The organism is Streptomyces sp. CNH287 (genome assembly GCF_000424825.1).
Map to the genome: position 1 here is coordinate 298,744 of NZ_KE384253.1, position 12,288 is coordinate 311,031.

The 12,288-nt window shown below is 73.4% G+C and carries 9 protein-coding genes and 1 tRNA gene; 5 read left to right on the top strand and 5 right to left on the bottom strand.

Features of this window, described 5'->3' with window-relative positions; translation table 11 throughout:
- Positions 1–110: 110 nt before the first annotated feature.
- Positions 111–1,034 carry a class I SAM-dependent methyltransferase gene (locus H299_RS0130810; RefSeq protein ID WP_027751585.1) on the top strand — a complete coding sequence of 308 codons (924 nt, stop codon included), beginning with the start codon at positions 111–113 and terminating at the stop codon, positions 1,032–1,034.
- Positions 1,035–1,058: 24 nt separating this feature from the next.
- Here the strand turns inward: H299_RS0130810 and H299_RS0130815 are convergent, their stop codons facing one another.
- The 4 genes from H299_RS0130815 to H299_RS0130830 form a co-directional block, all read right to left on the bottom strand.
- On the bottom strand, positions 1,059–1,862 hold the full coding sequence (locus H299_RS0130815; RefSeq protein WP_486587500.1) for an SAM-dependent methyltransferase: 804 nt from the start codon (positions 1,860–1,862) through the stop codon (positions 1,059–1,061).
- 263 nt (positions 1,863–2,125) lie between these two features.
- A tRNA-Met gene (locus H299_RS0130820) sits at positions 2,126–2,199 on the bottom strand.
- Between the two features lie 107 nt (positions 2,200–2,306).
- Positions 2,307–2,804: an ATP-binding protein gene (locus H299_RS0130825; protein ID WP_027751587.1), complete on the bottom strand. Its 498-nt coding sequence runs from the start codon at positions 2,802–2,804 to the stop codon at positions 2,307–2,309.
- Between the two features lie 409 nt (positions 2,805–3,213).
- Positions 3,214–3,981, bottom strand: coding sequence for an enoyl-CoA hydratase-related protein (locus H299_RS0130830; protein WP_027751588.1), 768 nt, complete (start codon positions 3,979–3,981; stop codon positions 3,214–3,216).
- A 133-nt stretch (positions 3,982–4,114) separates the two neighbouring features.
- Here H299_RS0130830 and H299_RS37135 point away from each other — a divergent pair, with 133 nt between their 5' ends.
- Positions 4,115–5,125, top strand: coding sequence for a CopD family protein (locus H299_RS37135; protein WP_486587504.1), 1,011 nt, complete (start codon positions 4,115–4,117; stop codon positions 5,123–5,125).
- A gap of 55 nt (positions 5,126–5,180) precedes the next feature.
- Here the strand turns inward: H299_RS37135 and H299_RS0130840 are convergent, their stop codons facing one another.
- Positions 5,181–6,425: an Ig-like domain-containing protein gene (locus H299_RS0130840; RefSeq protein WP_078513191.1), complete on the bottom strand. Its 1,245-nt coding sequence runs from the start codon at positions 6,423–6,425 to the stop codon at positions 5,181–5,183.
- Positions 6,426–6,700: 275 nt separating this feature from the next.
- On the opposite strand from H299_RS0130840, the gene glgX reads away from it, so the two are divergent.
- From glgX to H299_RS37145, 3 genes are all read left to right on the top strand, one after another.
- The gene (glgX, locus tag H299_RS37140) at positions 6,701–8,893 is read left to right on the top strand and encodes a glycogen debranching protein GlgX (protein WP_051263005.1); all 2,193 of its coding nucleotides are present in this window, start codon (positions 6,701–6,703) and stop codon (positions 8,891–8,893) included.
- Positions 8,894–9,047: 154 nt separating this feature from the next.
- Entirely contained in the window at positions 9,048–10,301 is a 1,254-nt protein-coding gene (locus H299_RS0130850; RefSeq protein WP_037761610.1) for an MFS transporter, read from the top strand.
- A gap of 32 nt (positions 10,302–10,333) precedes the next feature.
- On the top strand, positions 10,334–12,259 hold the full coding sequence (locus H299_RS37145; protein WP_078513171.1) for an ABC transporter ATP-binding protein: 1,926 nt from the start codon (positions 10,334–10,336) through the stop codon (positions 12,257–12,259).
- The last annotated feature ends 29 nt before the right edge of the window (positions 12,260–12,288 follow it).

Below are 12,288 nucleotides of genomic sequence, written 5' to 3' on the forward strand. Positions count from 1 at the left end.
CGGCAACACTTCTTGGCAACGGGCGCGGGTATGCCGCAAGGTCGGCCGCGGAAGACGCCCCGTCCGTACGCCCCCGTCCGTACGCCCCGCCCCGTCACCGGAGGTCCTCGATGAGCGCCGCCCCGCACGCACACACGCACGCACACACGCACACGCACGACGACCTCGACTGGCAGGAGATGGCCGCCGTCCTGGAGCGGGAGGCCGAACTGCACACGCCCTACCTGGAGGCCGCCGCAGCGTGGCTGCGCGACGGCCTGGGCGGCGCGGCGGGCCCGAGCGGCGGTGTCGGCCGGGTCCTGGACGTGGGCAGCGGCCCCGGAGTGGTCACCGCCCTGCTGGCCCGGGCCTTCCCCGACGCGGAGACCGTCGCCGTGGACGGCGCCCCGGGGCTCCTGGAGCGCACCGCGGCGCGGGCGGCCTCGCTCGGGCTGGCAGACCGCGTCCGCGTCCACCAGGCCGAACTGCCCGAGGATCTGGGCACCCTGGCGGCTCTGGGCGGCGCCGACCTGATCTGGTCGAGTCAGACGGTCCATCACGTCGGCGACCAGCAGGCCGCGCTCGACGGCCTGGCCCGCTGCCTGCGGCCCGGCGGGCTGCTCGCGGTCGCCGAGAGCGGCCTCGGCCTGCGCTGCCTGCCCCGCGACCCCGGCCTGGGGCGCCCCGGTTTCGAGTCCAGGCTGGAGGCCGCCGTCCAGGAGTGGTTCAGCGCGATGCGCGACGGGCTGCCCGGCTCCGTACGGACCGTGGAGGACTGGCCGGGCATGCTCACGCGCGCCGGACTGGCCCCGGGCGGCTCCCGCACCTTCCTGGTCGACCTGCCCGCCCCGCTGGACGCACGGGCGCGCGAGCACCTGCACACCACGTTCAGCCGCCTGCGGGACAAGGCGGGCGCCGACCTGGCGGACGACGACCGGCAGACGCTGGACGCGCTCCTGGACCCGGACGCCGCCACCGGTCTCCTGCGGCGTCCGGACGCCTTCTATCTGCGGGCGGTCACCGTGCACACGGGGCGGGCCCCGCACGAGGCCTGACGCGGCGGGCCGCCGGGGCGACGGTCACGCCTTGCGGGCGACGCCGCCGTGGAAGACGCCGGGCTCCCCCGTACCGGGGATCTCCGGCATCCACTGGCCCACCGGGACCACGCCCGGCCCGATCAGCTCCAGGCCCGTGAAGAACTCCTCGATCCGCGCGTGTCCGCGCGGCACGACCGGCGCGGACACCTTGCGCTCCCGGTAGAACGCCGCGGCCTCGGCGGCGTCCTCGGGCGCCTCGTCGCCGCAGGCGTGCGAGATGGCCACGTAGGAGCCGGAGGGAAGGGCGTCCACGAGGGTGCGGACGATGCCGTCCGGGTCCTCGCGGTCCTCCAGGAAGTGCAGGATCGCCACCAGCATGAGCGCCACGGGCCGGCCCATGTCGAGCGTCTCGCGCACCTGCTCCGCGGCGAGGATGCGCTCCGGCTCCCGCAGGTCCGCCTCCAGGTAGGTGGTGCTGCCCTCGCTGCTGAGGGGCTTGAGCAGGGCGCCGGCGTGGCTGAGGACGACGGGGTCGTTGTCGACGTAGACCACCCGGGAGGCCGGGACCGCCCGCTGGGCGACCTCGTGCAGGTTGGGGCTGGTCGGGATGCCCGTGCCGATGTCCAGGAACTGGTCCATCCCCGCCTCGGCGGCCAGGTGGCGGACCACGCGGTGCATCCACGCGCGGTTCTCGTGCACGCCCTTGCGGATGTCCGGCCACCGGCGGCTCAGCTCCTCGGCCACGGCCTGGTCCGCCAGGTAGTTGTCCTTGCCGTCGAGCAGGCAGTCGTAGACCCGGGCCGGATGCGGCTGCGAATCGATCGGCGGCGATATTCCCTCATGCACGATGTGATCCTCCAGAGACTCCACAAGTCCCGCCAGTATCCCGCGAATTCGGCCGGCCGGCCGCCTGCGGGCCGCCCGGACTCGCGCGGACCGTGACGGACACCTGAGGGAGAAAGGGAATTCACCGGATATACCGCCGGGACCTCCGCACGCTGGGTGAGGTGGCGCTCACCGCACCACCGGGCGGGCGGGGGCGGCGGCGACAGCGGCGGCGGAGAAAGGAGAAAGCCCGGCACACGTGGTGTGCCGGGCCTTCTTCGCAGTAGCGGGGACAGGATTTGAACCTGCGACCTCTGGGTTATGAGCCCAGCGAGCTACCGAGCTGCTCCACCCCGCGGCGATGTCCTGGACTGTACGGCACGCGCCGCCCCAGGGGAAATCGCTTTCCGGCGCGGCGGGCTCGCCACGCCTGCGGGGCACGGGAGAGAGGGCGGCGCGTGCGGATCAGCGCTCCGGTACCCGCATCTCGAACCAGGTGTTCTTGCCGCGCGGCAGCAGGTCCACGCCCCAGCGGTCGGAGAGGGTGTTGACCAGGAAGAGGCCGCGCCCGCTGGTGTCCAGCTCATGGACGGGCAGCAGGCAGGGCAGCCCCCGCGACGGGTCGCGGACCTCCATCCGAATCCAGCCCCGGCGGCGCTGCATGCGCAGCCCGAAGACGTGCGCGCCAGTGTGCCGTACGGCGTTGCCCACCAGTTCGGAGACGAGCAGGACGGCCTGCTCGGTGGGCTCCTCGGGCAGGGACCAGACCTGGGTCATGACGGCCTCGGTGAGGCGGCGCGCGGTGCGCGCGGACTGCGGGCGGTTGGGCAGCCGCACCTCGCGCGCCGTCGGGTCCCCGACGAGTTCGAACAGGACGGCCAGGTCCGCCGCCGGACGGCCGGTGGCGAGGCGGCCGGACGGCGCGCCGCTCCCCGCCTCCGGTGCCTCGGTCGTGCTCGACACGTCTCCCTCTCCCACCATGGCCCCATCATGGCGCCCACGCGGGCGCTTCGGGACGGATACGCGGGATCACGCCGTACGCCGCCGCCCGCACCCGGGTCGGCCGGAAGTCTACGGGCGGCGCGGCCATCCTCCGGGCGACCGGGTGTGACCAGCGGCGGTCCGAGCGCTCCGGCGGCACACGCCGACCCCCGCGCAGGCGCCGGACGGGCCGCCGAGCGGGGCGGCGAACGGCGGGGCGGGCGGGGCGCCGGCGCCCGGAAGGCGGTCCTCCGCGCGCCGGAGCGCCCGACACCGCCGCGCGCCCCGCACGTACGCGTCACCGCGCTCGGCCCGGACCACGTCAGCCCGGACCAGCCCGAACCGACTCAGCCCGGCAGGCCCCCGACCGGCAGGCTCACACCAGCCCGGCTCAGCGGAACTTCGCCTTGCCCGGCCCCTCCTCGACGAAGCTGCGCATCCCGGTCTCCCGGTCCTCCGTCGCGAAGAGCGCCGAGAACCAGTTCCGCTCGATCGTCAGCCCGGTGTCCAGGTCCGTCTCCAGGCCCGCGTCCACCGACTCCTTGGCGGCCCGCAGCGCGAGCGCCGGACCGGCGGCCAGCGCCGCGGCCCAGGCGTGCGCCTGCGCGTAGACCTCGCCGTCCGGCACGACGCGGTCGACCAGTCCGATGGACAGCGCCTCGTCGGCGCGCACCTGCCGCCCGGTGAAGATCATGTCCTTGGCGCGCGAGGGGCCGACCAGCCGCGCGAGGCGCTGCGTGCCGCCCGCACCGGGGATGAGCCCGAGGAGGATCTCGGGCTGGCCGAACTTCGCGCGCTCCCCCGCGACCCGGAAGTCCGCGCAGAGCGCCAGTTCGCAGCCGCCCCCCAGGGCGTAGCCGGTGACCGCGGCGACCACGGGCTTGGGGATGCGGGCGACCGCCGTGAAGGAGTCCTGGAGGGCACGGGACCGGGCGATCATCGCCGCCTGGTCCATGACCTGCATCTCCTTGATGTCCGCACCCGCCGCGAAGACCTTCTCGCCGCCGTGGACCAGCACGGCCCGTACATCCGTGCGGTCGGTCACCTCCTGGGCCAGCTCGCGCAGCCGGTCCTGGGTGGCGATGTCCAGCGCGTTCATCGGCGGACGGTCGAGGCGGAGGATGCCGACGCCCTGGTCGACTTCAAGATTCACAGTCATACGGGCAGGTTAGCCGTCGTTCACTGCGGGGCGGCAGGCCCTGCCCGAAGGAGGCGGGGCACAGAATCCGACATGCCGTTAATCGTCCATATCCCCCCTTGCACCGCGAACGCACAGAGATGATCGCCTTGTGATGCTTTCCGACCACGCCGCCCCCGACAGACCCGTCCCCCGCACCCACCACGCCCGGCCCCGCTCGCTCCGCCGTGCCGCCCTGACGGGCGGCCTCGTCCTGGCCGCCGTGCTCCTCGCGCTCACCGGCGCCACCCTCGCCACCCTCGGGACGAACGAGCTGCGCTCGCCCGCGACCGGCACCTCCGCGCTCCTGCGGTCCGCGCTCGTGGTCTCGCTGGCGCTGCTGCTGGGCGAACTGGCCGTCGCCAGGATGGCCCGCTCCGCCGCCGGGACGGCGAAGGACACCCGGCTGACGCACGGCCTGCCGCGCAGTTGGGCCACGGCAGCGGCGATCGTGGGAGCAGTCTCCGCCGAGGGGCAACTGCTGCTGCTCGACAGCGGCGGCTCACTGGCGACCGCGTCCGGCAGCGCGGACCTCGTCGAGGTGTACGGCACCCGCACCGGCGGCCTGGCCCATCTGGCGGCGAACGGATTCCTGCTCGCCGCGCTCTGCTTCGGCACCCGGCGGTACGGCTGGGCGCCCCTGCCGCTGGCCATGGTCGTGCTGGCCGAGGCGCTGCGCGCGCACCCCGAGCCGGACAGCCCGCTCTACGGCGCGCTGCTCACCTTCGTCCATCTGACGGCAGCCTGCCTGTGGGCGGGCGGCCTGGCCTACGTCCTGCGTACGGCGCGGCTGTGGCGGCACCGGCCCACCGCCGTACGGGCGCTGTGGGGCCGCTACACCAAGCTGGCCGCCTGCGCCTTCGCGGCGGTCGCGGTCACCGGCACGCTCAGCACCCTGCGGCGGATGCCCCTGGACGCCGTCCTGGACACCGCGTACGGGCGGACGCTGCTCGCGAAGCTCGCGCTGTTCGCGGCGGTCAGCGCCCTGGCCCTGGGCGCCCGGCGACGGCTGCACCGGCGCCGCGACCTGGAGGGCACGGCGCGCCCGGCCAGCGCCGAATCGGTGGCCCTGGCCGGGATCGTGGTGGTCTCCGCCGTGCTGACCGTGGTCCCGCTGCCCCGCTGACGCCCCGTACGCCGCCGCCCGCCGTGCACCCACCCGGCGCGCCCCGTACGCCGCGTCACTGCGCGGCGGTCCACTCCTCCCAGTCCATGTTCCAGCCGCTGAACCCGTTGTCGGGCTGGATCGTCTCGTCCTTGGAGTTCTTCACCTCGACCACGTCGCCCACGAGCGAGTTGCGGTAGAACCACGCCCCTGGCGTGCTCCGGTCGCCGCCGCCGCGCGCGTCGAAGAGGCCGACGCAGCCGTGGCTGGTGTTCGCCGAGCCGAAGGTGGACTTGCCGGCCCAGTAGTTGCCGTGGATGAAGGTGCCGGAGGTGGACAGGCGCATGGCGTGCGGCACGTCCTCGATGTCGTACTCGCCGCCGAAGCCGACCGTGTCGCCGTTCATCCGGGTCACCTCGTGCTTCTCGCTGATGACCATCTTGCCGTTGTACGTCGAGGTGGCCGGGGCTCCGGCGCTGATCGGCACGGTCTTGATCTTCTTGCCGTCGCGCAGCACGGTCATCGTCTTCTTCTTCGCGTCCACGACGCTGACCTGGGCCCGTCCGACGGTGAACTTCACGATCTTCTTCTGGGTGCCGTAGACCCCGTTGGCGCCCTCCACCCCGTTGAGGTTGAGGTCGAGGGTGACCTTGGTGCCCGCCTTCCAGTACTTCTCGGGGCGGAAGTCGATCCGGTCGTTGCCGAACCAGTGGCCCTCGATCTCGACCTTCGGGTCGGCCTTGACCGTGACGGCCTTCTCCACGCCCTCCCGGTCCGCGATGGGCCGGTTGAAGCGGATGGACACCGGCATGCCGACGCCGACCTTGTCACCGTCGTCCGGCGTGTAGTAGCCGATGAAGGTGTCGTTGGGGACGATGGTGGTGAAGCTGCTGTGCTCGGCGGAGGTGCGCCCCTCCGGGTCCTCGGCGATCGCGTCCACCGAGTACTCCGTCTTGGTCATCAGATGGCTGTCCGGCTGCCAGGCCGTGCCCTTCTTGACGATCCTGCCCGGTATCCGGTCGCCCTCGGCGTTCTTGACCGTGACCTTGGTCAGCTTCCCCTTGGCCGCCGTCACCTTGAGCGCGCCGGTGGTGGCGACGTCGTCGGCGCCGTCCTTCGGCGCGATGGTCACGACCGCCTCGGACGGCCCCTTGGGCACTTCCCGCTTCTCCTGAGGTGCTCCCCCCGCCGCCGAGTCGCCCCCATCGCCGCAGGAGGCGACCATCAACAACATGACGGCCAGCAGGATCACGAACGCGGCCGCCGATCCGCCGACTATCCGGCCCCTGCCCCCCGCACGTGTCGCGCCTGCGTTCCACATGGCCTTCAGATCCACGAAAGCCTCTCCCCTCGCACGTACCGCGCACCCGGCGTGCGCCCCCGATCTGCCACAGAAAACCACACGGCTGTATCAACGTCGCCACTGTGTTTGTCACTGTTCAGTCGCAGTTTTCGGCCACTCGGCACGCCCTTCTTCCTGCCCCGTCCGGGCTCCACGGCGCGAATTTCGGCCACGGACCGTGAGAGCGGACGACGGCGGGGGAAAGGCTCCCTCGCACAGAACCCGACACCGCGAACAGCAGCAGGAGGCGGCACGTGTCCCACCCACCCCAGAGCGCGCTCCCCCCGGCGCTGCCCGAGGGCACCGTGTGGCCAGGCAGCCCGCAGCCGCTGGGCGCCCGCCACCACGTCGGCCCGCACGGCGTCGAGGGCACCAACTTCGCCCTGTGGGCCGGCGCGGCCGAAGGCGTCGAGCTGTGCCTGTTCGACGACGAGGGGCGGGAGACACGCTGCCGGCTGACCGAGCTGACCCAGCAGATCTGGCACGGCTTCGTCCCCGGCGTACGCCCCGGCCACCGCTACGGCTACCGCGTGCACGGCCGCTGGGACCCCCGTGCGGGCGCCCGCTGGAACCCGGCGAAGCTGCTGCTGGACCCGTACGCCCGCGCCGTGGACGGCGGCTACCGGCTGCCCGCCGAGGTGTACGGCCATGTGCGCGACTGGCCGCAGCAGGACCTCGCCGACACCGTGCGGGACGAGCGCGACTCGGCGCCGTACGTGCCCAAGGGCGTCGTGGTGGACGACCGGGACAGCTGGGACGACGACCGCAGGCCCAAGACGCCGTGGCCGGACTCCGTCCTCTACGAACTGCACGTGCGCGGCTTCACCAAGCTGCACCCCGGCATCCCCGAACCGCTGCGCGGCACGTACGCCGGGCTCGCGCACCCGGCCGCGCTCGACCATCTGACCGGGCTGGGGGTGACGGCGGTGGAGCTGCTGCCCGTGCACCAGTTCGCCCATGAGGACCATCTGCTGCGGCGCGGGCTGCGCAACTACTGGGGCTACAACTCCGTCGGCTACTTCGCCCCGCACGCCGCCTACTCCGCCTCCGGCACCCGCGGGCAGCAGGTGGGCGAGTTCAAGCGGATGGTGCGGGCGCTGCACGGCGCGGGCATCGAGGTGATCCTCGACGTCGTCTACAACCACACGGCGGAGGCGGGCGAGCGCGGCCCGACGCTCTCCCTGCGCGGCATCGACAACCTCGGGTACTACCGTCCCGCCGAAGGCGACCCCCGCCGCTACGCGGACTACACCGGCTGCGGCAACACCCTGGACGTCGTCCAGCCGCAGACCCTCCGGCTGCTCACCGACTCGCTGCGCTACTGGGTCCAGGAGATGGGCGTCGACGGCTTCCGCTTCGACCTCGCCGCGGCTCTGGCCCGCTCCATGCACGACGTCGACATGCTGTCGCCGTTCCTGGCCGTCATCGCCCAGGACCCGGTGCTGCGCCGCGTGAAACTGATCGCCGAGCCCTGGGACGTGGGCAGCGGCGGCTACCAGGTCGGCTCCTTCCCGCCCCTGTGGACGGAGTGGAACGACCGCTACCGCGACACCGTGCGCGACTTCTGGCGCGGTGCGGTGCCCGACTTGCGGGACCTGGGCTACCGGCTGTCCGGCTCCAGCGACCTCTACGCCTGGGGCGGCCGGCGGCCGTACGCCTCGGTCAACTTCATCACCGCGCACGACGGATTCACCCTGCGCGACCTGGTGACCTACGAGCACAAGCGCAACGGCGCCAACGGCGAGGACAACCGGGACGGCACCCAGGACAACCGCTCCTGGAACTGCGGCGCGGAGGGCGAGACGACCGACCCGGACGTCACCGCCCTGCGCCGCCGCCGGCTGCGCAGCATGCTCGCCACGCTGCTGCTGTCCACCGGGGTGCCGATGCTGGTGGCGGGCGACGAGATGGGGCGCACCCAGCAGGGCAACAACAACGCGTACTGCCAGGACAACCCGCTCAGCTGGGTCGACTGGTCCCTCGCGGACGATCCGGAGTGGAGCTCGCTGGCCTCGCTGGTCTCCCGGTTGCTGCGGCTGCGCCGCGGCCATCCGGTGCTGCGGCGCAAGGCGTTCTTCTCCGGGCGCGCGCACGGGCCCGAGGGGCTGCGGGACCTGGCGTGGTTCACCGGGGACGGGCGGGAGATGACGGAAGAGGACTGGTTCGCGCCCGGGACGACGCTGGGGATGTACCTCTCCGGGCAGGAGATCCCGCAGCGCGACGCGTGCGGGGTGCCGGTGACGGACGACAGCTTCCTGTGCCTGCTGCACGCCGGCGCCGAGCCGGTCCGCTTCCCGCTGCCGGGCCCGCCCTGGGGGGAGCGCTACGAACTGCTGGTGGACACCTCACGCGAGGACCAGCGGCGTGCGCCGGGAACGGTGCACCGGGCCGGGACGAAGACGGCGCTTGCGGAACGATCTGTTCAGCTGCTGCGCGCACAGCCGTAAACGACTGGACGCGAGGGCTGATCGAACACCAGACTGAGCGCTCGTGACCGCACCCAGGACCGCCGGCTCCGGGGCCGCCCCACCCGCCGGCTCCGGCCCGTCCGACCCCGCCCCGTCCGCCGCCGGGTCCGTGGCGCCCACGCCGTCCGCGCGCCTGTGGTCCCGCCCCTTCCTCCTCTTCTTCACCGCCCGCACCGTCGCGATGCTGGGCGACGCGATGCTGCCCGTCGCCCTCTCGGCGGGCCTGCTCGAACACGGACACGGCGCGGGCGCCATCGGCTACGCGATGGCCTCCTTCTCCGTCTGCTTCGCCGGCTTCGTCATCTTCGGCGGCGTCTTCGCCGACCGGATGAACACCCGCCTGCTGATGGTGGGCGCGGACGTGGTGCGGGTGGGCACCCAGGGCCTGGCCGCCGGTCTCTTCTTCAGCGGGCACGTGGTGCTGTGGCAGATCTGCGTGATCGGCGCGGTGAACGGCATCGCCGCCGGTACGTTCCAGCCCGGCGTGGCCAGCACCGTGACCCGCGTGGCGCGGGACGTGCAGAGCGCCAACGGCGCCATCCGCACCGGCGAGTCGGTGGCCATGCTGACCGGACCGGCCCTCGCGGGCGTCTTCGTCGCGCTCGCCTCCTCGGGCGGTGTCTTCGCGGCACACGCGACGACGTACGCGCTCAGCGCGGTGTGCCTGCTGCTCCTGCGGCTGCCCGCCCGGCCCGGGGCGGGCGGGGCTGCGCGGACGGCCGACGCGAAGGGTGACGACGCGAAGGCCGACGGCGCGGCGAAGGCGGGCCGCACCTCCTACCGCGCCGATCTCGCCGAGGGCTGGCGGGAGTTCCGCGCCCGCACCTGGATGTGGGCGGTGATCCTCATCTGGATGATCCAGATGATCACGATCACCGGCCCCCTGGTGCCGCTCGTCGCGAGCGAGATCATCCCGGCCGACGGTCCGGGGGCGTTCGGCCTGATCAGTTCGTCGCTCGGCGCGGGCACAGTGTGCGGCGGGCTGCTCGCCATCCGGGCCCGCCCGGCCCGGCTGCTGCGCGCGGGGTCGCTGGCCCTCTTCGCCTACGCGCTCTACCCGGCCTCGGTCGGACTCCAGCTTCCGCTCGGCGTGATCATGGCCTGCACGGCGGTGTCCGGCGCGGGCACCGCCTTCTGGGGCGTGATGTGGGCGACGAGCGTGCAGACCCAGATCCCGCGCCCCGTACTGAGCCGCATCCACGCCTACGAGGTCGCCGGGTCGGTGGCGATGCTGCCCGTCGGACAGGCGCTCGCGGGCCCGGCGGCCGCGCTGTTCGGCGGGCGCAACGTGCTGGTGGCGAGCGGGATGATGTCGATCGTCATCTGCTCCTCGCTGCTGGCCGTGCCCGCGATCAGGAACCTTCGGAGGGCAGAAAACCGAGTGTGAGATGTCAGTGGCGAACCGTAATCTCACCCCTGATGACTCCCACCACCGCCAAGGGCACCGACACCGCTGACGCCGACACCGATGACGCCTCCGCCGCTCCCGGCACCGGCACCCCCGGCGCCGACCGCTCCGCCGTGCGCTCGCTGCTGCGCCTGTGGCCGTACGTCCGGCCGGTGCGCGCCCGGCTGTTCGGCGCGGCCGTCGTCGCCGTCGTGGCGTCCTGCCTGAGCCTGGTCATCCCGCTGGTGCTGAAGTGGATCGTCGACGGCCCGGTGGCCGAAGGCGACACCGGCGGAGTGTGGCTGGGCGGCGCGCTGCTGCTGGGCGTGGGCGTGCTGGAGGCGCTGCTCTTCGGGCTGCGGCGCTGGCTGGTGGCCCGCCCGCTCGCCGGGGTCGAGGCCGCTCTGCGCGCGGACCTGTACGGGCACCTCCAGCGTCTCCCGGTCGCCTTCCACGACCGCTGGTCCAGCGGCCAGCTGCTGTCCCGGGCGACCACCGATCTCCAGCTGCTGCGCCTCTTCCTCGCCTTCCCCCTGACCTTCCTGGTGGTCAACGGCACGACGATCGTGGCCGGTTGCGCCATCATGCTGGTCCAGGAGTGGACGCTGGGGCTGGTGATCCTCACCCCGCTGGTGCCGCTGGCGGTGCTGTGCTCGCTCTTCCAGGTGCGCTACTCCCTCGCCGGCCGCAAGGCGCAGGACCAGCTCGGCGACCTGACCACGGTCATAGAGGAGGCGGTGCTCGGGGTCCGCATCATCAAGGGGTTCGGGCGGCACCGCAGCCAGGCGGACGCCTTCCGCGCCCTCTCCCGGCGGCTGCTGGGCACGGAGCTGCGCAAGGCGCGGATGCTGGCCGGGGTGATGGGCGTGATCATGGCGCTGCCGGAGATCGCCATCGGCGCCGCGCTGGTGCTGGGCACGGTGCAGGTGGCGGACGGCACCCTTTCGGCGGGCACCCTGGTCGCCTTCCTGTCCACGGCGCTGGCGCTGCGCTGGCCGGTGGAGTCGCTGGGCTTCCTGCTGGCGATGAGCAACGAGGCGGCGACGGCGACCGACCGCTACTTCGAGGTGCTGGACACCCCGCTGCCCTCGGACCCCCCGGCCGCCCACGGGAGCGCTCCGGCCCGGTCGCCCACCGGGCCGTCGGGCGACGGCGGTCGCGCAGGGCTGCGGTTCTCGGGTGTCACCTTCCGCTACCCGGACGCCCCGCCCGGCTCCGCCCCCACCCTGGACGCCCTCGACCTGCACATCCGGCCGGGCGAGACGATGGCACTCGTCGGCGCGACCGGCAGCGGCAAGACGACGCTGACCGCCCTCATCCCCCGGCTGCACGAGCTGTCCTCGGGCCGCATCACCCTCGACGGCGCCGACATCAGCGCGATGTCCCGGCAGGAGCTGCGGTCGCTGGTCGCGGTGGCCTTCGAGGAGCCGACCCTCTTCTCCGCGAGCGTGCGCGAGAACGTCCTGATGGGCGCGGGGGACGCCGGGGAGGCAGACGTGGCCCGCGCGCTGCGCGTCGCCCAGGCGGACGGCTTCGTCGCCGCCCTGCCGCACGGCGCCGCCACCGAGGTGGGCGAGCAGGGCCTTTCGCTGTCGGGCGGACAGCGGCAGCGGCTCGCGCTGGCCCGTGCCGTCGTCGGCTCGCCCCGCTTCCTGGTGCTCGACGATCCGCTCTCCGCGCTGGACGTGCACACGGAAGCGGCCGTCGAGGCGGCGCTGCGCGAGGTGCTGGCGGCCACCACGGCGCTGGTCGTCGCGCACCGGCCGTCCACGGTGCTGCTCGCCGACCGGGTGGCGCTGCTCTCCGGCGGTCGGGTCGCGGCGGTGGGCACACACCACCAACTGCTGCGCGAACACGCGGAGTACGCCGCGCTGATGTCCGGTGACCAGAACCGGCGGCCGGACGCCGCGCGAGGGCGGGAAGCACAGCCGGACGAGCGGGAGAGGAGCGCACGGTGACCACGACGGTGGACGGCCAGCAGCCGGAG

Coding starts and splice junctions, on each gene's coding strand:
- H299_RS0130810 (WP_027751585.1), top strand. CDS start 111: ATGAGCGCCGCCCCGCACGCACACACGCACGCACACACGCACACGCAC.
- H299_RS0130830 (WP_027751588.1), bottom strand. CDS start 3,981: ATGACTGTGAATCTTGAAGTCGACCAGGGCGTCGGCATCCTCCGCCTC.
- H299_RS37135 (WP_486587504.1), top strand. CDS start 4,115: ATGCTTTCCGACCACGCCGCCCCCGACAGACCCGTCCCCCGCACCCAC.
- H299_RS0130840 (WP_078513191.1), bottom strand. CDS start 6,425: ATGTGGAACGCAGGCGCGACACGTGCGGGGGGCAGGGGCCGGATAGTC.
- H299_RS37145 (WP_078513171.1), top strand. CDS start 10,334: ATGACTCCCACCACCGCCAAGGGCACCGACACCGCTGACGCCGACACC.